Source organism: Enhygromyxa salina, assembly GCF_002994615.1.
Lineage (GTDB): Bacteria > Myxococcota_A > Polyangia > Nannocystales > Nannocystaceae > Plesiocystis > Plesiocystis salina_A.
This window is the reverse complement of record NZ_PVNK01000047.1, coordinates 41,290-67,796: the sequence shown is the minus strand read 5'-3', so window position 1 is coordinate 67,796 and position 26,507 is coordinate 41,290. Positions and strand designations below refer to the sequence as shown.

Below are 26,507 nucleotides of genomic sequence, written 5' to 3'. Positions count from 1 at the left end.
CCCCCGGACCGAGCACCCCCGCCTCGAGGCCCTCGGCGAGCGCCTCGACACCCTCCGCTCCGTCGTCATGCTCGATCACCAGATCGGCCTCACGACCACCTACAACCTCCTGCTCGGCTTCAACCTCGCCAACATCCAGGCCGACACCAGCCACAAGCACCACGCCCCGGCCACCGACCCCCGCCTCGACGAGCTCCGCGAGCTCCACCTCGAGCTCGACCGGAGCGTGCTCGCCGTCTACGCCGAGCAGCTCGCCGCGAGCAGCGACCCCAGGCAGCGCGAGCTCGCCCCGCTGTTTCGATCGATCGAGATCCCCCCCTACCGCGACCCTCGGCTGCCCGATCTCAGCCCCGCCGACAAGCTCGCCCTCGAGCGCTTCAACGACGCCGTCCTCGACGCGCTCATGGCCCTCAACGAGCTGCGCGCGGCGCAGGAGCGCGGGCTGCTAGACCCCCCAGCCGAGCGAGCGGGGCCTTAAACGCGAGCGAGGCTTCCGTAGAAGCCTCGCGTTGAGGGTGCCTGAGCTCGAGCTCGGCGGGGGCCTGGCCCCGATGACCGGGGCGCGGGTCTAAAGGAGCCCCTTTTTAGGGGGCCACGCAAACGACGGCGAGACCCCCCAGCCGAGCGAGCGGGGCCTTAAACGCGAGCGAGGCTTCCGTAGAAGCCTCGCGTTGAGGGTGCCTGAGCTCGAGCTCGGCGGGGGCCTGGCCCCGATGACCGGGGCGCGGGCCAAAAGGAGCCCCTTTTAGGGGGCCACGCAAACGACGGCGAAGCTCATACCAGCCCTCCGAGGGAGGGAGCGGAGCGAGCGAGCGACCGGCCGCTTGCGGCTGTGCGTGGCAGAGTCGCCAAGGCCTGTGGGGGTCTAAAGGACCCCTTGCTCGGCCTCGGCCTCGGCCTCGGCCTCGGCCTCGGCCTCGGCCTCGGCCTCGGTCTCGGCGTCTTCGAGGAGCAGCTCGCCCGAGTCCGGGTCGATGTCGACGGGCGTCCGGCGTTGGCGACGATAGGCCTGGATCGCCAGGTTCTGGTCCCAGATCGGCGCCAAGACGGCGGTCCGCTGCTCGGGGGTGGCGGCGAAGCGCGAGATGACCTTGGCCACGACCTGCAGGTACAGCTCCTGGCCGCGCTCGCGGGCGTCGCGGACCTCGTCCCAGCTCGGGCCGGAGGCGGCGTCGCGGGCCAGGAGCGTGGCCTTGAAGATGTTGTGGGCCTCACGGAGGCCGGCGATCAGGGGGCCGAAGCCGTGGGATTGGAGCCACTTTTCGTGGGTCTCGGCCTCGAGCAGCTCGAGGGCGCGCTCGTTGGCGGCCGACTGATCGACGAAGGGGAGGCGGAGGTGATGGGACAGGCTGACGGGGAACAGGGCCGAGAGCAGGGCCGCGGCGGTCGAGGGGGCCGGCTCCTCGGAGGCGAAGTGGGTCAGCAAGCTGTGGATGATGCTCAGCTTGCGATCGACCACGATGTCCGTGTCGCGGACCCTTGGTAACTTCGCCTTTTGTGCGCTGCGCCGCTTCGCGTCGAGCTCGAGGACGCCTCGATCGTGGGCGATCGCGGCGTCGATGGCTTCGAATAGACCCGGGGCGTCGTGGGCCTCGGCCTGCTCGCGGACTCGACTGAGCGCGTAGATGCGTCGACCCGGGGTCAGGATGTACAGACCGAACAAAGATGTGAGTGGGAGCAACATCCCCACGATGTAGCCGACAAAATCCGCGGTGCAAATTGGTTTTAAACCCGACTCGACCTCGGGCCCGAATGGACCGGGGCAAGAAAATCGCGACGCCCTCGCCTCCTTCGGTGGACCGAGCTCAATCTCGACGGCGTTCGACCGAGCGGTCGGGTCAATCCGGGTCACTTTTTGGGCCAGTCGCTCGCCCCACTGACCCAGGCCGGGGCAAAAATCGGCCCGGTCGACCGGCCCGCTGGCTGGCTCGCGCTCGAAATTCGAGGGGGTCGAGTCGGTCCAAAACTGGGCCGGACACGAATTTTGAGCAGGTCGACCGCCAAAAAAATTGGCCCGAGCCCGTTTTCGCCGGGGGTCGACTCGCGTCCGGGCTCGGAGCTCATCGAATTTGGGGCCGAGGCGGTCGCTCGGGCCGTGGACCGAGGCCATTTTGGGGGGGGTCGGGTGCCGGCCTCGCCCGGGGGGCCGCGGCGCGGGCCCGGGGCCGGGAGCCCAAAGGTTGATCGCCCCGCTCGGACGCCGGCCTGAGACGTCGCGGACGCTGCCTTGGCCCGGGCGTGTCGGGGCTGGGCTGTGTCGTCGCGAGGGCGCGGGCCCGGGGCCCGACGAGCTCGCCGCCCTCGGGCCCGCGAGACGGTCGCGCGGTCTGGAGCCGAGCCACCGCCCACGACCCTCCGATGATCCCCGGGCGGGCGCGTGGCAGGAGCACCGTGTCGAGCGCACAGGTGGCGCTGCGCCCGTCGCCGCCTTCGACCCTGCCGCGTCGCGCCCCTCGCTTGAGCGCAGGAGCCTGGGTCCGGAGCTGGGGCGTCGGCGTTGTCGGCTCGGCGCCGCGGTCGAGCCGAGGCAGGCCCGCGAGGGTCATCACACGCTGCGAGGGATCGAGTGAGCCTGGTCCCGCGGGAGCAGGGGAGCACGCGCAGATTTGTCGGCTCGCCTCACGCCGCACCCTTCGTCAACTCGGCGATCCAAACTCGGGCAGAGGGGCTCGCCGCGCGCGGCCCGGAGCGGCGACAACGCTGGAATTGACCCGGGCAGCGCGTGATAGCGTCCATCGATGAAGATCTCGATCATTCTCACCACCCTCCTTTCTACCTTCGCGACGAATGACCCCAACCTGTGCGACTTCGTCTACAGGGACGTCGACGGCTCACCGTACACGGACACGGTCGGGCAGACCCTCGCGCGCTACTGTGAGTGGAGGGGACCCGACGCGCCGGTCTACGATGCGAGCGTCTGCTGCGAGCTCGAGGACGACGCGGCGGCGTGTCGGCCGGTCGACGCCGCGGAGAGCTGCGTCGCGGGGGAGCGCTATTATTGTGAGTACGGGGAGCCCGTGGCAGGCGGCGGGGTGGCCTGCTATCAGCCCTTCCCGAGCATGTGCGACGCGGGGCTGTGTGTCCGGGCGCCGGAGGGGCTAGTTGGCCTGGCACACTACGTCGTGTGCTGCGCCCCTGGAGGCGTGTGTTACTCCGTCGAGCCCGGGCACGCGTCGGACTGTAATGGCGACTTCATGGCGTGCAGCTACGGCTTTACCAACGATGACGGCACCGTGGAGTGCTTCTATGGCTAGCCGTCACCCGTGAGCTGGTCGGCGCGCGCGGTGATGTTGGCGATCCGCTCGTGAGCCTCGCGCAACGCTGACGATGCGTCTTCTTTTTCTTTTAGAGAGTTGTTCGTGCTGTTGTGCTGACCGTCCCGAATAGTCGTCACGAGGTCGCCTGCGGCCGCTGCCCACCAGGCGCTCTCATTGGCAGCTGCGATCGCCGAGGCCGAGTTCCCTTTGAGCTGCCGAGTCTCCGCCTCCGCGAGGAAGGTCTGCGCGACCACGAGGGTGTCCACGGCCAGGTCCCACCGTGTGTAGCCCTCGATGCCTGTGGCCGCGGGGGAGTGGTTGCGCACCCCATGGATGACCCCCCAGATCGCGCTTGCCTCGTCAAAGTGGCCGAGGCGGATCAAGCTGCAGACGCCGCGAAGCTTCTCGTCTGGTTCGGGCGACCGCGCGTCGAGGTCCCAATACGCACACCCGAACTCCGGCTGGAGCTCCGACGCCCGCGCGGCCTCGCGCGCGAGCTCGACGGGCGCGGGCGGCGAGGCCTGCCGCGAGCTCAGCGATCCAAACACGGCGCCCCCAGCAACGAGCAGGGCCGCGAGGAAGGCTCCGCGGCCGAGCGCGGCGGCGCGGTGCTGGGGCCGGGCGGGGTCCGGGGTGAGCTCGGGCGAGGAGGGCTCCCGGAGCCTGTCGAGCTCGCGCACGAGCGCGTGCATGTTGGGGTGGCGCGCGCTCGGGTCGAGGGCCAGGCCGACTCGCAGGAGCTCGCGGAGGGCCTCGGGCACGTCGAGGTTGCGCGGGTCGGGGAGCCCGCGCTCGACCGCGTCGAGGAGCTCGCCGGAGCGCGGCCCCTCGAAGGGCAGCGAGCGGTCGAGGGTCTCCCACAGCGCGACGCAAAAGGCCCACTGATCTGCCTGCGGGCCGCCGGCCTCGCCGCGGAGGAGCTCGGGCGCCATGTAGGGCAAGGTCCCGGGCCGATGCCGGAGCCCCTGTTGTTCGGCGGCGGGGGCGTGCTCGATCATCTTGCGGGCGAGGCCAAAGTCGGCGACCCGCGCCCGGCCCCGAGCGTCGAGCAGGATGTTGGCTGGCTTGAAGTCGCCATGGACGACCCCGGCGTCGTGGGCGGCCGCGAGCCCCCGGCCGGCCCCGCGATACACGTCGACGATCTCCCCCCAGCTTGGCGACGGCTGGCCTTGGCCGTACTCGTGGCCGTTGGGGCCCTCCATGTACTCCATGACAAAGAAGACATCGTCGCCGTGGCGGCCGGGCTCGTGAACGGTGACAATGTTGGGGTGGGAGAGCCCGGCGAGGACCTTGGCTTCGGCCATCAACGCGTCCGCGGCCTTGGGGCTGGGGGTCACACAGAGCTTGAGGGCGACGCGGCGGTCGAGCTCGGGGTCCCGAACCTCGAACACGACGCCAAAGCCACCCATGCCGCGGACGCGCAGCGCCTCGAAGCGGCCGATCTCGGGCCCGGGCTGGCTCGGGTCAAACTGCCTGGCCCCGGCGGCCTCCCAGACCCGATCGATGAGCTGCTGCCACCTTCGTCCATGCCTGGACTCGGTGTTGAGCTCGGCAAAGAGCTGCGCGAGCTTGCTGCTCGAGGGGGAGCGTTGGTCTCGAGTCGACATCCCCGCCGACTCTACCCCAGGGCGCTGTGTGGGCTCCGCTCCTATAGTAGGCTGCCGCCGTGGACCGAGCGCAGATCCGAGCCGCGCGGGAGGGCGACCGAGAAGCCAGGAACGCGGTCGGCCGGTGGCTGAGCGCCGAGCTGAGCGCCTACCTTCGGACTCGCCGGCTGCGCCTCGGGGCGCTCGATGAAATCTTGCAGCGGACGATGGAAGACATCGTCGTCAAGTTCGAGGCCCAAGCGCCCGAGGAGCCCGAGGCTGTGTTGAGCTGGGCGCTGAGCTTCGCGGGGATGGAGCTTCGAGCGGCGAGGGGCGAGCTCGCGCGCGAGGCCGCGCGCGAAGCCAAGCTCCGTCGGCGGGCGCACGCCTCGCCGCCCATGTCTGCGCCCGCAGCCGTGCTCGAGGCGACCCAGCTCAACATCCTCCGCGAGTGCATCGCGCGGCTGGACCCGATCTACCGCAGCGCCATCAACAACTACCTCGAGGGGGGCGACAGCAAGGCCCTCGCCCAGCGCGATGGCATCCCCGAGGGGACCGCGCGGCGACGACTGTGGGCCGGCAAAAAACAGCTCGAGCGAATCTACCGCGAGTCCCGCCGGACCCGGACCCCGTTCAGGACCCCGTCACCCTGAAACTCGGCCGCCGCGTATATTTTCTCGATTTCTCGCGAACAAAGCATCGACTCGTGAGGAGGGGAGGTGAGCCGCTCGCCGCCCCGACGCTCGCCGGGGCGCCCGCTGCTCAGACAGGGGACGAGCAGATCGATGACCGAGGAGAAGAACAACCACAACGCGGTCGCTTTTGGCCGATATCTGCGCTCGCTGCGGAAGCGCAGGGGCCTCAGCTACGAGATCTTGGCGAAGCGAAGCGGCCTGGCCGAGGACACGATCCGAGGGCTCGAACGTGGCGACTGCAAACCGGACTTCGCCACCCTCCGCAAGCTCGCTGGCGGGCTGAACATGAAGATGAGCGCGCTGTTCACCGAGTTCGAGCTCGGCGAGCGCGAGCGCCTGCGCGAGCTCACCGAGCTTCTGGCGGGCCGGTCTTCCCGAGAGCTTCAGTTTGCTGTCAAGCTGCTGCGCTTCGCGTTCGCAGAGCTCGAGGCCGCGAGGGAGGACGACGAGGACGACGAGGACGACACTACGGGCTCCTAGCCCCCGCTACCATCGAGCCACCACAATCCGGTGTGTCTCGGTCGAGTTGGTGGCGTAGACCGTGATCGCACCCGGAACCTCGGCGCCATCGAAGCTGAGCGCGAATTCTTTTTCGCTGTCGGCGACTCGAGCTATCGGTGTGATGAACTCGACTTCGGGTGACATGAGCGGTCGTGTGACTGCGACATAGGGCTTCGCCCAGTATCCTGTGCTGGGATCGTCGGCTGCTAGCCTGACCTCGACCGCGGGGAGGTTCAGCGACAAGGCGCCGTCTTGGGTCTCCGCTGTCACGTCCAGTGTGGTCTTGACATAGTCGTCGCAAATTACGTCGCCGTTGAAACCAGGCGCCGGAGCCCACTCCTCGAAATGAAACGTTGGGGCGGGCGGCAGCGTGAATGCCAGGTTGAGCGTCGAGCTCTGTCCGGAAGCCTCCTGAACTTCCACCTCGACAAGGCTGGTCGACAGGTCCCAGTGCAGCGTCGTTTGAAACGACTCGGGGATCGCCGCCAGGATCTCTGAACCTGTTCGGCCATTTGGTGCGAGCGCGTCGGCGCCCGCGAGTTCGACCGTCGATAGGAGCTCGCAAGCAGGGCCGGGGTCTTCTGAACCACCATCGGTGGCCGATGAGTCTTGCGCGTCGCTGCCCCCGCGCCCCTCACATCCCAACGCTGAGACCGGGAAGGTTAGAAGTAGCGCCCCAAGCAGCGGGTGTAGAGCTCTCATCTCCGACAAAATATCATGCTCCCCTGGAGGAGCTATTTCGCGCGAGCGTGGGGGGCGCGGGCGTCGATGGGGCCGGACCCTTGGTCCCGAGCGCGGCGAGAATTGGACTACCATCGTCCACCCCGCCCGCATGCATGTCCGTGAACACCTGATCCAAGCCCTGCGCGCCGAGCTCGTCGGCCCCTACGACGCCGCGGGCACCGAGCTGCTCCGGCTCGCGCCCTCGCGCCGCTACCTGACCGGCTTCTTGTCCCCGCCGATCCTCGAGGCCGACAGCGCCCCGCGGCGCGCGGACAACGACGACGCCGCGGCCGCCGCCCTCGAGTCGGGGCGGGTCGAGGCGATCGACGGCGACGAGAATTTCGAGCTCGGCAGCGACAAGGAGTCCGACGACAGCTCGACGCCAGACCCCGAGCCGGCCACGCGCAAGGTGTTCCCGGTCTCGGTCGGGATCTCGGTCCTGCTCCCGCCCGGGGCCCGGGAGGTCACGGCGACGCTGCGCTGGGGCGAGTATCGACTCGACACGATCCGGACCGAGTCCGGCGAGCTGCTGCGGCTGCCCGACGACCCCCGCGACCGGGCCAAGCTCGAAGGCGCGCCGGTGTGGCGCCGCGTCCAGGTCGAGCGCCCGGCGGTCGTGGTCAAGCTCGACGCGGGGCTGGTCAGCCGCGGGGTCCCGGTCGCCAACGGCGTGATCTTGCAGGGCCGGGTCGCCGACGCAGGCCGCGGAGATGGCTCGCAGGCCCTGGCCCTGTTCGTGGTCAACCGCCGCTCGCCCGAGGGCGCGGCCCACCGTGACGAGGCCCTGTTGTTTCAGCTCGAGTACCAGCTCCACTGCGAGCTCGGCTTCTTGCCCCGGCCAGACCTGACCGGCGAGGGCGGCAGCGACCTCGACGATCGGATCAACGATCTGCAGTACCGCGACGAGTTCGAGTACGCCGTCGGCCACGGGGTCGCGGCCCAGGCGGTCGCGGGCTCGCTCCGACCCGAGCTCGGTGAGCCCGGCGCGCCCCGGGTCACGGGCGTCGAGATCGTGTGGATTCCCCAGGCCGAGTTCAAGCCGGTCGTCGCCCGGACCGACGCCCCGGTGACGGTCTCGATGAAGGCGCTCGGCCTGCTCGGCGACGCGCAGGCGGTCGAGGCCGCGCTCGGCGGGCTGCCGGCCGCCTACGAGGCCTGGATCGAGACCTCGCTGGTCGGCGCGGGCCAGGGCTTGTCGCCGGAGCGAGCCGAGACCCTCGCGTGCCTGGTCGAGCGGGCCCGGACGGCCGCCCGCCGGATCCGCGGCGGCATCGAGCTGCTCGCGCGCGATCGCCAGGTCTTGAAGGCCTTCGCCTACGCCAACCGGGCGATGTTTTTTCAGGCCAAGCAGCGGGGCGAGCGAGCCAAGGAGCCCTGGGCCCAGGATCCGAAGTGGCGCCTGTTTCAGCTCGCCTTCGTGTTGCTGTGCCTCGACGACATCGCCAACCCCACCGGGCACGCGGACGCGCCGGGCTTCCGCGACGAGGTCGAGCTGATCTTCTTTCCGACCGGCGGCGGCAAGACCGAGGCCTACCTGGGCCTGATCGCCTTCACGCTGGTGCTTCGGCGCCTGCGCGGGCAGGGCACGGCGCACGGCGGCGAGGGCGTGGCCGTGCTCTTGCGCTACACCCTGCGCCTCCTGACCCTCGATCAGCTCGAGCGCGCGTCAACCCTGATCTGCGCCCTCGAGATGATGCGCTGCCAAGATCGCTACCGCGCCGAGCTCGGCGAGCGGCGCTTCGAGATCGGGCTGTGGGTCGGGGGCAAGGCCTCGGCCAACACCCTCGCGCAATTCAAGGACCAGCTCACCGCGTTTCGGGCCGGCAGCGGCGGTCACCCCTGCCCGCTGCAGACCTGCCCCTGGTGCGGCGAGAAGCTCGAGCCCAAGTCGCTGACCGTCGAGTCGACGACCACGGCGATCGAGCGGGTCGTGGTCCGCTGCCACGCCCAAGGCTGTGCCTTCGCCAGGGCCCCGCACAGCCGCGCCGGCCTGCCGCTGCAATTCGTCGACGAGCAGCTCTACCGCGAGCTGCCCTGCTTCGTGGTCGCGACCGTCGACAAGTTCGCGATGCTGCCGTGGCGCGGGGACACCGGCCTCCTGTTCGGCCGCGTGACCCACCGCGACGCGAGCTGCTACTACGGGCCCGCGACCCCCGCGAGCAGCGTGCCCAAGTCCGCCAAGGCGATCCCCGGGCTCTTGCCGCCCGAGCTGATCGTGCAAGACGAGCTCCACCTGATCTCGGGCCCGCTCGGGACCATGGTCGGGCTGTTCGAGACCGCGATCGAGGAGCTGTGCACCCGCGAGGTCGAGGGCGAGCGCGTGCGGCCCAAGATCATCGCGGCGACCGCGACCGTGCGTCGGGCCCAGCGCCAGGTCCAGGCGCTCTACGGTCGACGCGAGACCAACCTGTTTCCGCCCCAGGGCGTCGACCCCTTCGAGACCTGGTTCTCGCGCGTCGAGCACGACAAGCCCGGGCGCGTGTACGTCGGCGTGGCCGCGGCCGGCCGCTCGATGAAGCGGGTGCTGCTGCGGACCTACCTGTGCGTGCTCGGGGCCGCGGCCTGGACCGAGAAGGTCGGCGGCGCCTCGGTCGAGGACAGCGACGGCTACTTCACCCTGGCCGGCTACTTCAACTCGCTGCGCGAGCTCGGCGGCATGCGGCGCCTGGTCGAGGACGACATCGCAACCCGGGCCCGGCAGCAAGAAGACGGCCTGCCCCTCGACGCCGCGCCCCCGCACAGGTGGGTCGCGCGTCGGACGATCGGCCTGTGCGAGGAGCTCACCAGCCGCGAGAGCACCGCGAGGATCGCCGCGACCAAGGGCCGGGCGGCCACGGCCCACACCGAGGGCAAGGGCGTCGACGTGCTCCTGGCCTCGAACATGATCTCCGTCGGCGTCGACATCTCGCGCCTCGGGGTCATGGTCGTCGCCGGTCAGCCCAAGACCACCGCCGAGTACATCCAGGCCAGCAGCCGCGTCGGTCGCTCGTCGAAGTGGCCGGGGCTCGTGGTCACGGCCTACAACATCTACCGGCCCCGGGATCGCTCGCACTACGAGCACTTCGTCGCCTACCACGAGAGCTTCTACCGCCACGTCGAGGCGACCAGCGTCACGCCCTTCTCGGCCCCGGCGATCGACCGCGGGCTCGCGGCCCTGGTCGTCGCGCTGGCCCGGCTGCTCGAGGTCGACATGACCGCCTCGGGCGAGGCGATGAACGCCGCCGGCCTCCAGGCGGTGTCGCGGCGGATCCTCGACGCGGTCCAGGGCAAGGCCGCCAACCAGCCGGCGATCGACGCGGGCGGGGAGGCGGTCGGCGACGTGTTCGCCCGGACCGTGAGGGACCGGGCCGACAGCCTGCTCAACTGCTGGCTGAGCATCATCGACGACCGCAAGTCCAAGCTCGCGCACCTGCACTACTCGCCCTTCGACAGCCACCGCGACAAGGGCCGACCGCTGCTGCGCACCGCCCTCGAGGTCCAGGTCGCCGACCCCGAGGTTCAAGAGATGCTGACCCCCGACGAGCGCCGCTTCGTCGCGCCGACCTCGATGCGCGACGTCGAGCCCAGCGTGCACGTGTGGCGCCGGTTCAAGCTCGGAGCCAAGGAGTCCTGACGATGGCGCGCAGCAACAAGCCCAAGAAGAGCTATCGACCCGAGGGCGAGATCCGCCGCAGCCAGCTGCTGATGGGCTACGGGCCCGGCGCGATGATCGACCTGCTCTACGACGCCGTGCTGATCGGCGGCCTCGACTACTGGCGCTACGAGGCGCCCAAGCACGGCGTCGAGCAGATCGAAGAGCCGCGCCTGACCGCCAAGCTGATCGAGGTCATGCGCGGGCTCGGGATGAACCCGGCCCCCAACCTCGGCCTCCAGTCGCCGCCCGAGTGCAACTTTGACGAAGCCACGCCCCGCCAGGGCATCCAGGCCCTCGAGTTCCCGCGCTACTTCAAGTGCCAGCGCTGCCACAGCATCGCCCACGCGACCGAGTTCGAGGAGGGCAGCCGCGGCCGGACCCACCGGTGCGGACCGGGCTACGCCAAGAAGCCGGCGCGGGCCGTGCCCGTGCGCTTCGTCGCGGTGTGCGAAGACGGCCACATCAGCGACTGGCCATGGGACGCGTGGACCCACCGGGTCGGCGGCATGCCGCGCTGCGACGCGCCCGACATCAAGCTGCGCGAGGGCGCGTCCGGTGACATCAGCGAGATCCGGGCCGTGTGTGAGAACTGTGGGGCCACCGCCAAGCTCGCCCAGGCCTTGATCCCGGCCCTGCGGCCCAGTTGCAGCGGCGCGCGGCCGTGGCTCGGAGACCGCGACGTCGCCGGTCAGCGCTGCGAGAACAAGGCCCGGCTCCTGGTCCGCACGGCGACCAACGGCTACTTCGCCCAGTGCCTCAGCGCCCTGTGGCTGCCGGTTCACGACGAGGCGCTGGCCGAGGCCGTCGGCGCCAACTGGGCCACGCTCGGGACCGTGACCAGCCTCGAGGTGCTGCGGGTCTTGCGAGAGCACACCCCACAGCTGCGCGCGACCTTGCCCGCAGACTGGGGCGACGAGGCCGTGCTCGCCGCGATCGAGCGCCGCCGCGAGGGCGCCGACAAGGCGCTCCCACCCCTCGACGAGGCCGAGTACGACGCCTTCGTCAACGCGCCCGTCGAGCAGGAGGCGGACCAGCCTCCGCTCGGCTGTCGCTTCTTCGCCCGGACCATGCGCGCGCCCGCCGAGGGCCTGCCTCAGGGCATCGCCGGGGTCGTGCTCGTGCCCAAGCTGCGCGAGGTCCAGGCCCAGTTTGGCTTCTCGCGCCTCGAAGCCGCGATCGCCCGGGCGGACGGGAGCTACGGCGACGACGCCAAGATCGCGCCGCTGTCCCTCGAGCCCAAGTGGCTCCCGGCGATCGAGATCAACGGCGAGGGCCTGTTCTTGCGCTTCGACGAGGAGCGCCTGCGCGCATGGGAGGCGCGCGAGTGCGTCCAGGCCCGCAACGACCAGCTCCTGACCGGCTTTCGTCGGTGGGCCGCGCAGCGCCACGGGTCCGTGGAATTTCGTGGCGCGCGCTACTACATGCTGCACACGCTCTCGCACCTGCTGATGACCGCGATCGCGCTCGAGTGTGGCTACGCGGCCAGCTCGATCCGCGAGCGGATCTATTGTCGCGAGCCGAACCACAGCGGGCCCGGCAAGGCCGGGATCTTGCTGAGCACCGGCACCCCGGGGTCCGAGGGCACGCTCGGCGGTCTCGTCGACCAGGGCCGCTACCTCCGGTATCACCTGCGCCGGGCCTTCGAGCTCGGCACCCTGTGCTCGGGCGACCCGGTCTGCGCCCTGCATCAGCCCGAGCTCGAGTTCGACGAGCGCAGCACCGAGGGCGCCGCCTGCCACAGCTGCGTGTACATCCCCGAGACCTCGTGCGAGTCCTTCAACCGCTTCTTGGACCGGGCCCTGGTGTTTCCGACGATCGGGCAGGCCGAGCAGCTGGCCTTCTTTGGTGAGCGGCCGTGACCGACACCCTGACCGGCGTGTCCCGGGCCAGCCTCGCCCACCTGCGCGATTGGGTCGCGCAGGGCAAGCTCTCGACCCCGCTCGCGCGCCTCGAGCTCCAGGCGCGGGGCGTCGAGGCCGAGACCGCGCGCTTGTTGGCCCGGGTCCTCGGCGAGCTCTCGCGCGAGCCGCTGCTCGCCGTGCTCGACACCTTGATCGGCGAGCGCGACCGGGCCGAGCGCGAGCGCCCGCGGCTGCTGTGGACCGGGCCCGAGGCGCCCGGGAGCGCCGCCCTCGACACCCGGGTCCAGCTGCTCGAGCTGATCTCTGGCGCGCGCGAGAGCGTGTTTTGGGCGGGCTACCGCTTCACCGACAAGAGCCTGCTCGCGCCGCTGTACGAGCGAATGTGCACCACCAAGCTCGACGTGACGATGGTGCTCGAGGTCAGGTCCGACTCGAAAGACCGGCGCAGCCGCGAGCAGCGGATCGACGCCACGTTGGAGCAGTTCCGGGCCGAGGTCTGGACCTGGACGGACATCGCGCCCGCGCTCTACATCGATCCGCGCACCGCCGGGTGGAACCCCGACCCCGAGCACCACAACGGTGGCTTCTACGCCCAGATGCACGCGAAGACCGTGGTCATCGACGCCGAGCACTGCATCGTCGGCAGCGCCAACTTCACCAACGCCGGGACCACGAGGAACATCGAGGCCGGCGTGCTGCTGCGAAGCCGCGACTTTGCCCGGACCTTGTTGGGTCAGTGGCGGGGGTTGATCGCCAACGGCTTGCTGCGCCGCGTCGGCGAGTGAGGGCTCGGGGTGCGCGGATTGACCGCGACCGCGGAGGCCACGCGGGCCGCCCACGCCGCCGGTCGATCGCCGGGCTGGCGGAGGGCACGCGGGTCGAAGCGCGATGGCCAGTCCGGCTAGCGACGAAATCGCTCGCAGCTCTTGGCGCGGTGAATCGTGTAAAAACGAGGAGCCCTGCCATGAATCTCGAAGACATCAACCTCGCCGAAATGCTGGCCTTCAAGCCCGAGACGGGTCAACTTTTTCTCGGAGAGGACCGCATGTTGGTGTTCCGCCAGGACTCATTGGCGGTGCTCCGGAGGCAGCTGCACGAGCAGGTCGGCCCCCAGCTCACGCGCTCGATCCTGGCTCGATTCGGCTACCAGTGCGGCCACGGTGACTTTCAGACCCTCGAGCGCAGCTACGACTGGGGCACCGAGGAGGACCGCTTTGGAGCCGGGCCTGCGATGCACAACTGGGAGGGCATCGTCCACGTCGAGCCGACCTTTCTGGAGTTCGACCGCGAGGCGGGCCGCTTCCAGATGATCGGGATCTGGCGAAATTCCTACGAAGCCGAGAATCACCTGAGGGAATTTGGCGAGAGCGAGGAGCCCGTGTGCCACTCGCTCACGGGCTACGCGAGCGGCTGGTGCTCGGCCTTCTTCGGCCGCGCGATCGTTGCGATCGAGACCAAGTGCATGGGCTGCGGGGCGGAGCGCTGCGAGTTCGAGATCCGGTTGCGGTCCGAGTGGGACGAGCGCGCCCGCCCGTGGATCGAGGCGCTCGAGCACACCGAGTACTCGCTCACGCGCGAGCTCCAGGCCAAGATGGAGCTGGTCGAGGAGCAGGCCTCCGCGATCAGTGAGCTCTCGACCCCGATCATGGAGATCTGGGACAGCGTGCTGGTGATGCCGATCATCGGGACCCTCGACGAGCGCCGCTCGAGCGCCATCGTTGAGACCCTGCTCCAGCGTATCGTCACGAGCCAGTCGCGCTGCGTGGTCATCGACGTGACCGGCGTCGAGTCCGTCGACACCGAGACCGCCGATTCGCTGATCAAGGTCGTGCGCGCGGCCGCGCTGCTCGGGACGCGCTGCGTGCTGACCGGTCTGAGCCCGTCCATGGCGCAGACCCTCAGCCGGCTCGGCGCCTCGATGCAGGAGGTCCGGACGCTGCGCGACCTCAAGGCGGGGCTCAAAGACTGCCTGCGCTATCTGAGGGGCTAGCAGCCCCGGGCTGCTAGCAGCCCGAGAGACCGACTCGACGAACGGGTCAGCAAAGGCGCTACCCTCAGGGGATGCAGGTGCGTCCCTGGTCCGCGCTCTCGGTCGGCTTCTCTTGTTGGGCGGTGCTCGGATGTGGGGCGCAGCCCGCCGAGCCGGCGCCGGCCCACGAGCGTCCTCCTGCCGGGCAGCTCGCGCCGAGCGTCGAGCCGGAGCCGGCGCCCGACCCTCGCGGTCCCGCGGCGCCGAGCGAGGCCGCCGAGCCCGGGTTGCCGGCCTTCGATCCGCTGACGGCGACTCGCGCGGAGGTCCGGATCGTCGTCGTTCACGGCGGTCACTGGGTCGCGTGCGGTGTCGTGCATTCAGTCGCGGCGATCGAGGTCGAGGTCCTTGGTGTTGGCGAGCCGCCGCCGCGGATGGCCCTGTACGTCTCGTGCCCCGCCGACCACGGTCGGGACAAGCAGTTGGTGGTCGGCAACACCTTCGAGGTGACCCTCCACGCCCGGCGGCAGCCGTGGCCCAAGCCCCCGGTCACGCTGGCCCCCGAGCTGCCGGTTCGCTACGTCAAGGGCCTCGAGCTGCTCGGTGCCACGGCTGGACTCTGACCGCGATCGGGCGACGTGCGAGGGCCTGGGCGAGCAGGGGCGAGAGCGCCTATGCTGCGCGAGGCATGCGGCAGCTTCATCGGGCAGATCTGTGGTCGTGGTCGGTCTTCGACCAGGCGCGAAACCTCGACTTCAACTCGCTGGCGTGGATCCGCAGTCGCGGCAACGTGCTCGTTGATCCGCTCCCGCTGTCCGAGCACGACCTCGGCCAGCTCGAGGAGCTCGGCGGGGCCGCGTGGATCGTGGTGACCAACTCCGACCACACCCGCGCGGCGGCCGAGCTCGCGGCGCGCTTCGGGGCCGAGCTCGCCGGACCCGCGGGCGAGCGCGATCAGCTTCCGCTTGGGTGCGCGAGGTGGTTGCGCGACGGTGACGAGCTGGTCCCGGGCCTGACCGCGTTCGAGCTCCACGGGTCGAAGACCCCGGGCGAGCTCGCGCTGCTGCTCGACCAGACCACGTTGATCACGGGCGATCTGATCCGCGGTCAGGCGCTCGGGCGGCTCAACCTCTTGCCCGAGCAAAAGCTCGCCGATCGGGCGGCGGCGCTGGCCTCGGTCCGTCGGCTGGCCGCGCTCGAGCAGGTCGAAGCCGTGCTCGTCGGCGACGGCTGGCCGCTCGCCCGTGACGGCCATGCCCGGCTCTGCGAGCTGCTTCCTCCCGGCTGAGGCCGGTCCTGGCCGCGCTCGAGTTTGTTGTTCGCCCGAGGGGGAACCATGCCCTATGCTGGCAGTCTGCTGGGCCGCCCATGATCAAGACTGCATCTTTTAGCCTCCTCGGCCTCGCGGCTTCGTCTGTCCTGCTCGTCGCGACCGCCTGTGACACCAGCGACGACGCTGGCGATGGCCCCGCCGCCGACGGCGACACGGGCGAGGGCGAGACCGAGACCGGCGGCGAGGTCGAAGAGCTCGACAGCGACGCCGACGGCCTGACCGACGCCGAAGAGGCCGAGCTCGGCACCGATCCCAACGACAAGGACACCGACGACGACAACTACTGGGACAGCTGGGAGCTGCTCGAGGGCACCGATCCTCTCGACGTCGAGAGCCGAATTTACACCGGGTGGTGGCCCTACAACCCCAACAAAGACGAGCTGGCCCAGGGCAGCTGGTCCAACCCCAGCACCGCGCCGGGCACCCCCTTCCCGCGTGACTCCTTCTTCGATCGCCACGGCGAGCTCGTCGACCTCTACGACTTCGCCAACTTCACGATCAACTCGACCGGCGAGCCGGCCCACTTCATCGTCGACATCTCGGCCCAGTGGTGCGGGCCCTGCCACGGCATGGCCTACTGGCTCGGCGGGCTCGTCAGCGAGACGACCGCGGGCTACATCGAAGCCTACCCAACCCTGCCCGACAAGGTCCACGACCTTCAGGTCTGGTGGGTAACCTTCATCGTCGAGGGCGGCGACGGCGGCCTGCCCGACATCGCGGACACCCAAAGCTGGTACATGACCCACCCCGACGCGTACATCCCCGTGTTCGTCGACATCGAGCAGAAGGTCCGCGACAGCTACAACGGAGGGTTTTACCCCTTCGTGTTCTTGCTCGATCCCGAGCTGAAGGTCGTGCACTGGGACGACGACATCGAGAACGGCAACCCCTACTACGCGCTCGACTTCGTCGAACACGAGCTTTGAGGCTCAGCCGCCCGGGCGGACGATCTTGCCGTCGCCGAAGAAGATCCCGTCGTCTCCGATCCCAGGATCCGAATACACGATGAGGACCAGGCCGATCGTCTGACCCGCGAGGTCGTCGAGCGGATGCTCGATGACCTGGAGGTTGCCGTCGAGGGTCTCGGGGAACTTGGGGAGCAGCGGGTGGACCATGTTTTGGCCGTCGACGTAGTTGACCTCGATCATCGCGTCGCAGGTCTGCTTGCCCGCGCCGCAACCAGCCGAGAACATGAGCCGGTCACCGAACTCGATGAGGACGTAGTCGTACTGCACGCTGACGTGGGCCGTGGGTTGGTTGGAGCTCGGCGGGTAGATCAACAGCTGCGGGCCGGCGAAGGAGCGGCCGCCGTCGAGGGTCGGGTTGGCCTTTGTCAGCGCGCCACCGAAAGTGTTCGTCCCCCCTGTTGGGCAGTCGAGGAACAGGAACCCGGCGCCGTCGGGATCGTAGGAGCCGACCGTCTCCGGGCCGAAGCTGCACAGGTCCGCTGCGAAGTCGAGCAAGACCAGGTCGCCGTCGCCGTCTCCGTCTCCGTCGCCGTCTCCGTCGCCGTCGCCGTCTCCGTCGCCGTCGCCGTCGCCGTCGCCGTCGCCGTCGCCGTCTCCGTCGCCGTCGCCGTCGCCGTCGCCGGATGTGCTCGTTTCGCTGTCAGAGTCGGTCTGCGTGTCTGAATCGCCGTCGCCAGATGTACCGGTGCCGGGGCCTGGATCGTCGAAGCACCCGCTCACGAGCAAGGACAAGGCGAGGAGCGCGGGCGTTGTCAGACGGAGCATCCGCTGATTGTCGCAAATTGAGGCGGCTCGCCAAGTGGAAAGGTGCTGTACCGCGGGCGGGGAGCTCGTAGTTGTTGATGAGGCTGTGTCGTGCCGTCGGGGTCCGCGCAGGGCGACAGGAGGTCCGAGTACGGGGCGTCGCCTCTCCATCTGGGATGCAGAAGGCTCTTGGTGTGCTGCCGCCAGGCCGGTCGGCGGGGCGTCGAAGGTGCTTTTCGTACGGCGATACCCCGAACTCGGACCTCCTGTCGCCTTGTTGCGCTCTGCTCTTGGCGGGAGCTGAACCCGCTCGGATGCGCTGGACGCCATCTCGCGGGGCGGGGCGGGGAGCTCGTAGTTGTTGATGAGGCTGTGTCGTGGCGTTGGGGGTCCGCGCAGGGCGACAGGAGGTCCGAGTACGGGGCGTCGCCTCTCCATCTGGAATGCAGAAGGCTCTTGGTGTGCTGCCGCCAGGCCGGTCGGCGGGGCGTCGAAGGTGCTTTTCGTACGGCGATACCCCGAACTCGGACCTCCTGTCGCCTTGTTGCGCTCTGCTCCTGGCGGGAGCTGGCCCCGCTCGGATGCGCTGGACGCCATCCCGCCGGCCGTGCGTGGCAAAGTCGCAGACGGCCGCGGCGGGTCAAAACCACCCCATGCTCACAGTCAAACGAGCCCCCTTTTAGGGGGCCACGCAGGCGATTGCGAAGCTCATACCAGCCCACCGAGCGAAGGAGCGCAGCGACGCAGCGACCGGCCGCTTGCGGCCGTGCGTGGCAGAGTTGCTGACGGTCGGGGGGGGTCTAAAACAGCCCGTGGCAGAGTTGCTGACGGTCGGGGGGGTCTAAAACAGCCTTTAGCTGATCTTGTCGCCGGGGAGCGAGCGGGGGTCGAGCTCGAGCACGGTGACCGCGTCATCGCTCTGGCCGGCGGCCATGACCATGCCCTCGCTGAGTCCAAAGCGCATCTTGCGGGGCTTCAAGTTGGCGAACACGGCGACGTGTTTGCCGAGGAGCTGCTCGGGCTCGTAGCTCTGCGAGATGCCCGAGAACACCGAGCGCTGACCGAGGGGGCCGAGGTCGAGGGTCAGCTGGAGGAGCTTCTTGGCCTTGGGCACGCGCTCGCAGCCGACGACCTTGGCGACGCGTAGATCGACCTGGTCGAGGGCGTCGATCGAGACCTCGTCGGCGAGCGGCGGGACCTCGTAGTCGTGGGCCGGAGCCGGCTCGGGCTTGGCGCCGACGGCCTGGTCGGCGGCGACGTCTTCCTTGCTGGCCTCGATCAGCTGATCGAGGACCTTGCTCGTGAGCCGCTCGGCGAGGGTCTCGTAGGCGCCGAGCTCGAGGCCCTCGGGCAGGGGCTCGGCGGCGTTGGCGAAGGTCAGGGGCGCGTCGAGCTCGAGCATGCGCTCGACCTTCTCGCCCCACTGCGGGAGCACGGGCTTGAGGACCGCGGCGACGAGCTTGCTGACCTGTACGCCGACCGTGAGGACGGCCCGGGCGCGCTCGGGGTCTTGCTTGATGATCTTCCACGGCGCGTGCTCGTTGATGTACGCGTCGCAGGACTCGGCCATCTCCATGGCCAGGCGCAGGGCCTTGGCGCTGTCGAAGTTGCGGTAGAGATCGGGGACCTCGGCGAGCTTCTCGCGCGCGGCCGCGAGCAGCGGCGCGCCGTCCTCGGGCACGGGGCCGAGGGTGCCGCCGAGCCTGGAGTTGAGGAACTTGATGCTGCGGCTGGCGAGGTTGGCGGCCTTGTTGACGAGGTCGGCGTTGACCCGGGCGACGAAGTCGTCCATCGCAAGGTCGAAGTCGTCTTGGTTGCACGACAGGCGCGCGGCCAGGTAGTAGCGCAGGTAGGCCGGGTCGAGGTGCTCGAGGTAGGTGTTGGCGAGGATGAAGGTCCCGCGCCGCTTCGACATCTTCTCGCCGTTGACCTTGAGCCAGCCGTGAACCTGCACGCGCGAGGGCACGGTGTAGTTGGCGGCGTTGAGCATCGCGGGCCAAAACAGGCAGTGGAAGTAGACGATGTCCTTGCCGATGACGTGGACGATCTCGGTCTCGCCCTCGCCGCGGCCGGCCGGGGCCTTCCACCAGTCGCGCCAGTCCTGGCCGTGGTCGGCGCACCACTTCTCGGTCGCGGCGATGTAGCCGATCGGGGCGTCGAACCACACGTAGAAGTACTTGCCCGGGAACCCCGGGATCTCGATGCCGAAGTAGGGGGCCTCGCGCGAGATGTCCCAGTCGCGCAGGCCCTTGTCGACCCAGTCGAGCACGAAGTTGCGCACGCTGTCTTGGAGGATCGTCGTGCCGCCTTGTTCGGCGGGCGTCAGCCACTCGCGCAGGAAGGCCTCGTGGCGCGCGAGCGGGACGAAGAGGTGCTCGGAGCTGCGCAGGACCGGGGTGTCGCCCGAGATGACCGAGCGCGGCTCGATCAGCTCGGTCGGGCGGTAGGTGCTGCCGCAGTTCTCGCACGAGTCGCCGTCTTGATCGGGCGTCTTGCACACCGGGCAGGTGCCCTGAACCATGCGGTCGGGCAAGAACATCTGATCGACCTCGCTGTAGAGCTGCTCGACGTCGCGGACCTCGATGTCGCCGCGCTCGCGCAGGGCCTCGAAGATCGCCGCGGCGTGCCTGCGGTTCTCGTCGCTGTGGGTCGTGTAGAAGATGTCGTAGCCAATCTGAAACCCGTCGTAGGCGGCGACGTGCTCCTTGTAGACCCGGGCGATCAGCTGCTCGGGCTCGATGCCCTCGCGCCGGGCGCGGATCTGGATCGGCGTGCCGTGGGTGTCGTCGGCCCACATGAAGATGACCTCGTCGCCCATCATCCGCCGGGCCCGCACGTAGACGTCGGTCTGGATGGCCTCGAGCACGTGGCCGAGGTGGGCCGGGCCGTTGGCGTAGGTGAGAGCTGCGGTGACGAGGACCTTGGTCATGACCGCGCCGTTCTAGCAGGCTGCTGAAAAACCCACCACAACCCAGACCACGGCCCTGACGCCCGATGCGGTTGTCGCCAGGAGCTCGCTGTATGCCCGATAGAGCCTCGTTTTGGCTTCGCGGCCTCGAAGGGCAGGGACCTACTGTGGGCCGCGCTGGGCCGTCCGGCAGCCTCCACGCCGCCAAAACTCGCGGCGGCCAGCCACGCAGGCGCGAACTACAGCCCTCAGCGTCGGCTCGCCGAGCGCCGCCGTCCGAGCCAGATCGCGTGGCTGCGGCCGCGATCGCGGCCCCGGTTGGGCACGGCGTGGACCGAGGCGTCGAAGCCGTTGCGCTCGAGCACGCGGGCGAAGTCGCCAGCGTCAGAGTAGGACCAGACCGCGTGGACGCCCCCGGATCGCAGCGCGCGGTGAGCCGCCCGCAGGCCCGCGCGGCCGTAGAGCCGGGCGTTGTGATCGTGGGCGAGGGGATCGGGGCCGTTGTCGACGTCGAGCAGGATCGCGTCGAAGTGATCGCGGGCCTGCTCGATCCGCTTGGCGACGTCGCCGAGGTAGACCCGGACGCGGGCGTCGTCGAGCGGGCGCCCGGCGAGCTCGGCGAGCGGCCCGCGGTTCCACTCGACGAGCGCGGGCACGAGCTCGGCGACCTCGATCGTGGCGTCGTCGGGGAGCAGCTCGCAGGCCGCGGCGAGCGAGTAGCCCATGCCGAGGCCACCGATCAGCACGCGCAGCCCGGCGCGCTCACGCAGCGCGCCGCAGCCGACCGTGGCCAGGGCGCGCGCCGAAGTGTCGTCGCGGCTCGACATCAGATCCCAGCCGCCCACACGGATCAAGAACTCGTGCCCTCGGCGACGCAAGGCCACGCGCTGCCCGTCGGGCGCGTCGGCCTCGGCGAGGGTCTCCCACGGGCGCATCGCGGCGGTGTAGCCCTTGATCGTCGCGGCCACAAGCCCGCGCCCGCAGCCCGCGCCCGCGCAAGCTTGACCGGCGATCCGCGCACGGGGAGATCCCGCTTGGTAGCTTGGCCGAGGGCGGGGAGATCGTGTGGTGGGGCAATACGCCCCGCATGTCGTGTCGACGCGCGGCCGGTCGCTCGGATGGCGTCAGCTTTCATGAAATTGACGTCAATGGTGGAAGTCCGAACCACACGACAATTTCATCACACTTAAACCGGCCCGCCGGTCGGGTGGCGACCGAACTCTAGACTGGTGAATTCATCAAGTTGCGCTGTAGGGCCCCGTTATGGTGGGATTGGCGCGACGGTATCGCGCGGGCGAGAGGCCTTTCGACCAAATGTGCGTAGATTCGCACTCGCGAAATTAACTGCACATGAACGCGTGGTTATTGCTATGGTCCGGCCATGTCCAGCGCACCAGAGTCGGTGTCCGTGTTCGTGCTTCGAGCTCGCCTGGGGAAGGCCGAGTTCACAGACTATCTGAAGCGTCTCGACGCGAGGATCGCGGCCGGTGAGCCCTTCGTCATGGTCGTGGACAGCACCGAGCCCGAGTTCGAGGTCGTCGAGGTCCCGAACCGCAAGTGGCAGCTCGAGCGCGCCCGCGCGATCGGCCAGCTCCAGCGCGGGATCGCGTTCGTGACCTCGACGATGACCCGGGACCGCGTGCGGGCGCTCTACGCCCTGCAGCCCCCGGGCGTGCCCTACGCGTTCTTCAACGAGGCGGACGAGGCGCTCGCGTGGGCTGCGGCGGCGCTCGACGATCAGCGCGAGGTGGCGATCAGTCAGCGCGAGACGCGGCCGATCATGGTCGTGTGAGCGCCGCTCTAGCCGCCGACCGAGCGCACGCCGAAGGCCTCGAGCAGCTTGGTCGGGGCGACGCTGCCGATCATCACGAAGACCGCGTCGACGTCGAGCGAGCGGGGCGAGTCGGCGCAGCGCAGGCGCAGGCGCCCGGGCTCGATCGCCTCGATCTCGGTGTTCCACAACATCTCGACGCGGTCGGCGTCGATCAGGCGGCGCAGCTCGTCGAGGTTGCGTCGCTTGCCGCGTTTGAACTCGCCGCCGCGGTAGCAGACGGCGACCTTGGTGTCGGGCTGGTTGGCGAGGCCGATCGCGGCCTCCATGGCGACGTCGCCGAGGCCGATCACGCAGACCGAGCGGCCCGCGAAGCTGCGCGCGTCGGCGAGGTGGTAGTGGACGTGGTCGAGCATCGCGTCGGGGACCTCGACGGCGAGCTTGCGCGGCGTCCCGCGCCGCCCGAAGGCCAGCAGGACCCGCGCGCAGTCGACGGTCAGGGCCGCGCCGTCTCGGTCGCTGGCGAGCACGCGCAGCTGGCCCGCGTCGCCGCGCTCGCACCCCCTAACTCGCACGCCCTCGCGGATCTGGAGGTCGTGACTGCGAATGATCCGCAGCCACTTGCCGAGCAGCTCCTCCTTGGTCGACTCGCGCAGCCACAGCTCGCCGACGATCGGCATGCCGAGGGGCTGATCGAACACGAGCTTGCCGCGCGGGAAGCTGCGGATGCTCTCGGCCGCGCTGGCCTGCTCGAGGACCACGTAGCGCAGGCCTTGCCGCCGGGCCTCGAGCGCGGCGCTGATGCCCGCCGGGCCCGCGCCGACGATCACGAGATCGAAGCGCTCGCCGCCGCGCTCGCGGGCCCGGGGCGGGAGCGAGGCCGCGATCGCCGAGACCGCGTGGGCGCCCTGGTTGATCGCGTTGCGGATCAGCGGCAGCCCGGTGACGTCGCCCGCGAGGTGGACCCCGGGGGCGTCGCGGGCCGCGAGGGCGTCGTCGATGCGCGGGAGCTCGGTGATGCGCTCGCCCTCGGTCACGATCAGCGAGCCGTTGGGGCAGCGCTGCTCACACAGGGTCAGGCCGCAGCAGTCGTCGGGCTTGGCCACGATCGCGACGTAGGCGCGGAGCTCGAGCACGTCGTAGGGGCAGGCGTCGACGCAGGCGCTGCAGCCGATGCAGGTCGTGGCGTCGATCGTCGGGAGTCGGCGGCGCTCGGCCGGGCGCAGCTGGGCGCCGGCCTTGGCCTCGCGGTCGGCGTCGGCCGCGGCCGCGCGCGCGAGCTGGCTGTGATCGCGGCGGCGCGCCCACCACCGCGTCCCGAGCAAGCCCAGGCTCGCAGCTCCGAAGCTCAGGCCGAGCCACCACGCCGAGCCGGACCAGGTGTCGACGGCGGCGTCGCCTTCGGCGGGGGGCGGGGCGAGGGCCGCGGCCTCACGGCTGAGCTCCCACAGGGCCGCGCGCTCGGTCCCGGCGGCGACGAGCAGCGGCGTGTGCTCGTCGAAGCACACGGCCGGGTCCTCGGGCCCGCGCTGACCTGCGATCGCGCAGTGGGCCATGGGGTCGTCGGCGCGCTCGGGGTCGTGGCAGGTCGAGCAGGCCGCGAGCTCGACGAGGGCCACGTCAGCGCGCGCGCGCCCGGTCCAGCCGCCGTCGCCGATCGGCTCGAGCTCGCTCAGGACCCGCTCGCTGCCGTTGCGCCAGCGGATCGCGGGCTCGCCAGGCACGAACGCGACGCCGCCCATGGCCTCGTGGATCGGGTGGCAGGTCGTGCAGCGCATGGCCTCGCGCGCGAGCAGGGCCGCGTGCGGGGCTCGGGTCGAGCGCTGGTCTTCATGGCAGCCGACGCAGGCGCTGGCGGGATCGTGTTCGGCGCTCGCGGGTCCCGGCCGCGCGTCGCCGTGGCAGCTCGCGCAGCTCAGGCCCGCGACCCGGTGCGGCCGCGAGATCGCCGGGCGGGGGCTGATCGACGCGCCGCTTCCGAGCTCGATCGCGAGCGCCGCGAGCAGCCCGAGCGCCCCGCAGGCGCTGCCGACCAACCACCCGCGGGTTCGCGTGATGTCGGAGGTCCGCTCGATCTTCGGCGCGATCCGTCGCCGCCCACGGATCGGCTTTGAAGCGGCGAGGGAGGGGGAGCGTGGGTCGGGCACCTGCGCTCAGCTCCCGGACAAGACAGTGACGAGCAGGACGTGAGCCACGAGCGCGACGAGCAGCGCGCCCGTCAGGATCACGTGGGGGGTCAGCCACGCGCGGAGCATGGCCGTGAGCACGCGTCGGGCCGGCAGCGCGCGCAGCTCGACGCAGGTCCGCAGCAGCGGCTCGAGCCCGGCGAGGGCCTCGGCGCGGGCGCGAGGGTGGTCGCCGTCGCGGCGCAGGGCGGCCGGCAGCCAGGCCTCGACGCGCTCGCGCAGCGAGGCTCGCGTGGCCCCGAGATCGCGGCCCGAGGCCAGCAGCGCCAGCCACCCGAGCGGCGCCCGAGCCCAGGGCAGCAGGTGCTCGGCCGCGAGCTGCTTGAGCACGGTCGACTTGCCCGAGAGCTCGCGCTGGAGGCGATCGAGCAGGCGCTCGCGCTCACGGGCGAGATCCTCGGGCAGCGCCCCGCCGCTCTCGAGCCGAGTCAGCCGCGCGGGGATCATCGCGTAGCAAGCCCCGCCGATGGCTCCGAGCGCGAGGGTCATCCAGCTCAGCACGGCCAGGACCCCCGCGACGCCGCCGGGCACCGACAGGCCCGTGTGGGTCAGGATCATTCCGGGCAGCAGCAGCCCGAGGCTCAGGTGCGCGAGGTAGAAGGGCCGGACCTTCGAGCGGGTGATCGGGGCCGGCCGATCGTCGACGAGCGCGCGCGCCCTGGCCCGGCGCTGCCTGGGTCGCATCCAGGCCGAGACCAGGCGCTTGGGCAGCGCGTGGCCGACGAGCCCGACGATCAGCAGCGCCGCGCCGACGCCCGCGCCGAGCCCGATCCCGGACGCGGGCGAGAGTCGGGCCGAGAGCTCCGCGCCGGCGATCAGCGCGGCCAGGCCCGCGCTGGCGGCGAGCCCGACGACGAGGCTCGACCACTTGATCGCGGGCCGCGTCGACGGGCCCGCGCCGGGCTCGGAGAGATCGAGGACCGCCGCGACCTCGGCGAAGTCGCGCTCGGGCTCGAGCCGGATGATCGCCTCGGTCGGGCACGACTGCACGCACGCGGGCGCCTCGTAGTCGCGGCATAGATCGCACTTGGTCGCGACCTCCGGGAACATCTCGGCGAGGCCGAGCTCGCGGCGCTCGGCCGCGGCGATCAGGCTCGGGGCGAACTGTTCACGCGCGGCGCTGGGGCTGGGGGCGACCGCCCGCGGGGCCATGCGGATGTTCTCCCACGGGCAGGCCTTGGCACAGTTGCCGCACCCGGTGCACAGCGAGTCGCGGATGAAGACCTCGCCCTCGGGATCGCGGCCGATCGCCCCGGTCGGGCAGTCGATCATGCACACGGGGTTCTTGCAGTGCTGGCAGGAGTTGGGCAGCAGCAGCTCGCGCGCGGCCGGCTCACCGTCGAGGACCCGCAGCGAGGTCACGACCTTGTCGCCGCGCCGAACCAGGCGCGCGACCCCGTGGACCTGCTCGCAGCTCCACGCGCAGTGGCCACAGCGGACGCAGGCGTCTTGATCGATCGTCAGCAGCGAGCGGGCCATCCGCATCCGATACAGATCCGCGAACACGTGGCGCGTCGAGTGGGGCGACGCGTCGACGGCCGCGGCCTGGCGGGTCGCGCGATCTTGGGTGATCCGACGCAGGCGCGGGACCAGCTCGGGGTTGCGATCGACGAGGGTCCGAAACGCCGCGGGCGCGACGAAGAGCAGGTGACTCTCGCCCGTCGCGACCGCCGAGAGCGAGCGGCGGCCCTCGTCGAGCAGCTCCGCGTCGCCAAAAAAATCGCCGTCGGACAGGTAGGCTCGGACCGCCGCGGCGCCCTCGAGCTCCTCGCTCTGGAGCTGGACGAGGCCGTGGGCGATCAGCCACAGGCCGTCGCTGCGATCCCCGGCGGCGTAGACCCGCTCGCCCCGACGCAGCTCGCGGTGCTCGGCGGCGTCGAGCAGGAGCTCGAAGTCGGCCTCGGGCAGGGCGTCGGCGAGGCTGATCTGACGCAGGAGATCGGCGGTCGCCCGCCGCCTCAGGAGGCGCTGCTCGGGGGCCTCGCGGGCGTCGCCGCCGCTGCGACCGAGCGCGCGCTGAAACAGCGCCGCGGGGATCTCTGCGAGCTCGACCTGGGTCCTGGCCACGGCCTCGCTTCGGCGGCGAGCGCCGGGCAGCGTGGCCTCCTCGCCGAAGGTCTCGCCGGCCCGGGCGACCCGGAGCTTGACCGGGGCGTCGATCGAATTGCGGGTGTGGGCGAAGAGCTCGACCTCGCCGCGCTCGACCACGAAGAAGCTGTCGCCGAGCTCGTCGACCGCGAACACCCGCTGGCCGGCCGCGAGCGAGCGCAGGCGCCCGGCGTTCTCGAGCGCGCGGCGGCCCGCGGGATCGACCCCGCGCAGGATCGGCGCCGCGAACAGCGAGTCGGGCCAGGCGGTGGTCGTGGACAT

Annotated in this window: 20 protein-coding genes; 12 read left to right on the top strand and 8 right to left on the bottom strand. The window is 70.5% G+C overall.

Going from position 1 to position 26,507, the window contains the following annotated elements; genetic code table 11:
- On the top strand, positions 1 to 478 hold a 478-nt coding region (locus tag ENSA5_RS37025; RefSeq protein ID WP_181197376.1), incomplete at its 5' end, for a hypothetical protein.
- A 387-nt stretch (positions 479 to 865) separates the two neighbouring features.
- Here the strand turns inward: ENSA5_RS37025 and ENSA5_RS37020 are convergent.
- Positions 866 to 1,684: a hypothetical protein gene (locus ENSA5_RS37020; RefSeq protein WP_181197375.1), complete on the bottom strand. Its 819-nt coding sequence runs from the start codon at positions 1,682 to 1,684 to the stop codon at positions 866 to 868.
- 1,054 nt (positions 1,685 to 2,738) lie between these two features.
- On the opposite strand from ENSA5_RS37020, the gene ENSA5_RS04865 reads away from it, so the two are divergent.
- Positions 2,739 to 3,254, top strand: a complete 516-nt coding sequence (locus ENSA5_RS04865; RefSeq protein WP_106390377.1) for a hypothetical protein — start codon at positions 2,739 to 2,741, stop codon at positions 3,252 to 3,254.
- On the opposite strand, the gene ENSA5_RS04860 is transcribed toward ENSA5_RS04865, so the two are convergent.
- Entirely contained in the window at positions 3,251 to 4,864 is a 1,614-nt protein-coding gene (locus ENSA5_RS04860) for a serine/threonine protein kinase (protein ID WP_106390376.1), read from the bottom strand. The genes ENSA5_RS04865 and ENSA5_RS04860 overlap by 4 nt on opposite strands.
- A gap of 59 nt (positions 4,865 to 4,923) precedes the next feature.
- Here ENSA5_RS04860 and ENSA5_RS04855 point away from each other — a divergent pair, with 59 nt between their 5' ends.
- Positions 4,924 to 5,496 carry an RNA polymerase sigma factor gene (locus tag ENSA5_RS04855; RefSeq protein ID WP_106390375.1) on the top strand — a complete coding sequence of 191 codons (573 nt, stop codon included), beginning with the start codon at positions 4,924 to 4,926 and terminating at the stop codon, positions 5,494 to 5,496.
- 132 nt (positions 5,497 to 5,628) lie between these two features.
- Entirely contained in the window at positions 5,629 to 6,018 is a 390-nt protein-coding gene (locus tag ENSA5_RS04850; RefSeq protein WP_106390374.1) for a helix-turn-helix domain-containing protein, read from the top strand.
- Positions 6,019 to 6,024: 6 nt separating this feature from the next.
- Here ENSA5_RS04850 and ENSA5_RS35585 read toward each other — a convergent pair whose 3' ends face one another.
- Positions 6,025 to 6,741, bottom strand: a complete 717-nt coding sequence (locus tag ENSA5_RS35585; protein WP_181197374.1) for a hypothetical protein — start codon at positions 6,739 to 6,741, stop codon at positions 6,025 to 6,027.
- 130 nt (positions 6,742 to 6,871) lie between these two features.
- On the opposite strand from ENSA5_RS35585, the gene drmA reads away from it, so the two are divergent.
- The 7 genes from drmA to ENSA5_RS04810 all read left to right on the top strand — a co-directional run bounded on the left by drmA (position 6,872) and on the right by ENSA5_RS04810 (position 16,486).
- A complete protein-coding gene (gene drmA / locus ENSA5_RS04840) occupies positions 6,872 to 10,375 on the top strand; it encodes a DISARM system helicase DrmA (RefSeq protein WP_106390372.1) in 3,504 nt (1,167 codons plus the stop codon).
- A 2-nt stretch (positions 10,376 to 10,377) separates the two neighbouring features.
- Positions 10,378 to 12,255: an MrfA Zn-binding domain-containing protein gene (gene drmB / locus ENSA5_RS04835; protein WP_106390371.1), complete on the top strand. Its 1,878-nt coding sequence runs from the start codon at positions 10,378 to 10,380 to the stop codon at positions 12,253 to 12,255.
- Positions 12,252 to 13,043 carry a DISARM system phospholipase D-like protein DrmC gene (drmC, locus tag ENSA5_RS04830; protein WP_106390370.1) on the top strand — a complete coding sequence of 264 codons (792 nt, stop codon included), beginning with the start codon at positions 12,252 to 12,254 and terminating at the stop codon, positions 13,041 to 13,043. Before drmB ends, drmC begins: the two co-directional genes overlap by 4 nt.
- Positions 13,044 to 13,222: 179 nt before the next feature.
- Positions 13,223 to 14,248, top strand: coding sequence for a XylR N-terminal domain-containing protein (locus tag ENSA5_RS04825; RefSeq protein WP_106390369.1), 1,026 nt, complete (start codon positions 13,223 to 13,225; stop codon positions 14,246 to 14,248).
- A 71-nt stretch (positions 14,249 to 14,319) separates the two neighbouring features.
- Positions 14,320 to 14,850, top strand: coding sequence for a hypothetical protein (locus tag ENSA5_RS04820; protein WP_106390368.1), 531 nt, complete (start codon positions 14,320 to 14,322; stop codon positions 14,848 to 14,850).
- Between the two features lie 65 nt (positions 14,851 to 14,915).
- A complete protein-coding gene (locus ENSA5_RS04815) occupies positions 14,916 to 15,515 on the top strand; it encodes an MBL fold metallo-hydrolase (protein WP_106390367.1) in 600 nt (199 codons plus the stop codon).
- An 80-nt stretch (positions 15,516 to 15,595) separates the two neighbouring features.
- Positions 15,596 to 16,486, top strand: a complete 891-nt coding sequence (locus ENSA5_RS04810; RefSeq protein ID WP_106390366.1) for a TlpA family protein disulfide reductase — start codon at positions 15,596 to 15,598, stop codon at positions 16,484 to 16,486.
- A 3-nt stretch (positions 16,487 to 16,489) separates the two neighbouring features.
- Here ENSA5_RS04810 and ENSA5_RS04805 read toward each other — a convergent pair whose 3' ends face one another.
- The 3 genes from ENSA5_RS04805 to ENSA5_RS04795 all read right to left on the bottom strand — a co-directional run bounded on the left by ENSA5_RS04805 (position 16,490) and on the right by ENSA5_RS04795 (position 21,148).
- The gene (locus ENSA5_RS04805; protein ID WP_106390365.1) at positions 16,490 to 17,293 is read right to left on the bottom strand and encodes a hypothetical protein; all 804 of its coding nucleotides are present in this window, start codon (positions 17,291 to 17,293) and stop codon (positions 16,490 to 16,492) included.
- An 832-nt stretch (positions 17,294 to 18,125) separates the two neighbouring features.
- Positions 18,126 to 20,201, bottom strand: coding sequence for a methionine--tRNA ligase (metG, locus tag ENSA5_RS04800; protein ID WP_106390364.1), 2,076 nt, complete (start codon positions 20,199 to 20,201; stop codon positions 18,126 to 18,128).
- Between the two features lie 227 nt (positions 20,202 to 20,428).
- On the bottom strand, positions 20,429 to 21,148 hold the full coding sequence (locus ENSA5_RS04795; protein ID WP_258182735.1) for a spermidine synthase family protein: 720 nt from the start codon (positions 21,146 to 21,148) through the stop codon (positions 20,429 to 20,431).
- Positions 21,149 to 21,561: 413 nt separating this feature from the next.
- On the opposite strand from ENSA5_RS04795, the gene ENSA5_RS04790 reads away from it, so the two are divergent.
- A complete protein-coding gene (locus tag ENSA5_RS04790) occupies positions 21,562 to 21,972 on the top strand; it encodes a hypothetical protein (RefSeq protein ID WP_146155330.1) in 411 nt (136 codons plus the stop codon).
- Positions 21,973 to 21,980: 8 nt separating this feature from the next.
- Here ENSA5_RS04790 and ENSA5_RS04785 read toward each other — a convergent pair whose 3' ends face one another.
- Together ENSA5_RS04785 and ENSA5_RS04780 are read right to left on the bottom strand one after the other, a co-directional pair.
- Positions 21,981 to 24,098: an NAD(P)-binding domain-containing protein gene (locus ENSA5_RS04785; RefSeq protein WP_146155329.1), complete on the bottom strand. Its 2,118-nt coding sequence runs from the start codon at positions 24,096 to 24,098 to the stop codon at positions 21,981 to 21,983.
- Positions 24,099 to 24,104: 6 nt separating this feature from the next.
- Complete coding sequence (locus ENSA5_RS04780) at positions 24,105 to 26,507, bottom strand: cyclic nucleotide-binding domain-containing protein (protein ID WP_106390361.1); 2,403 nt, start codon at positions 26,505 to 26,507, stop codon at positions 24,105 to 24,107.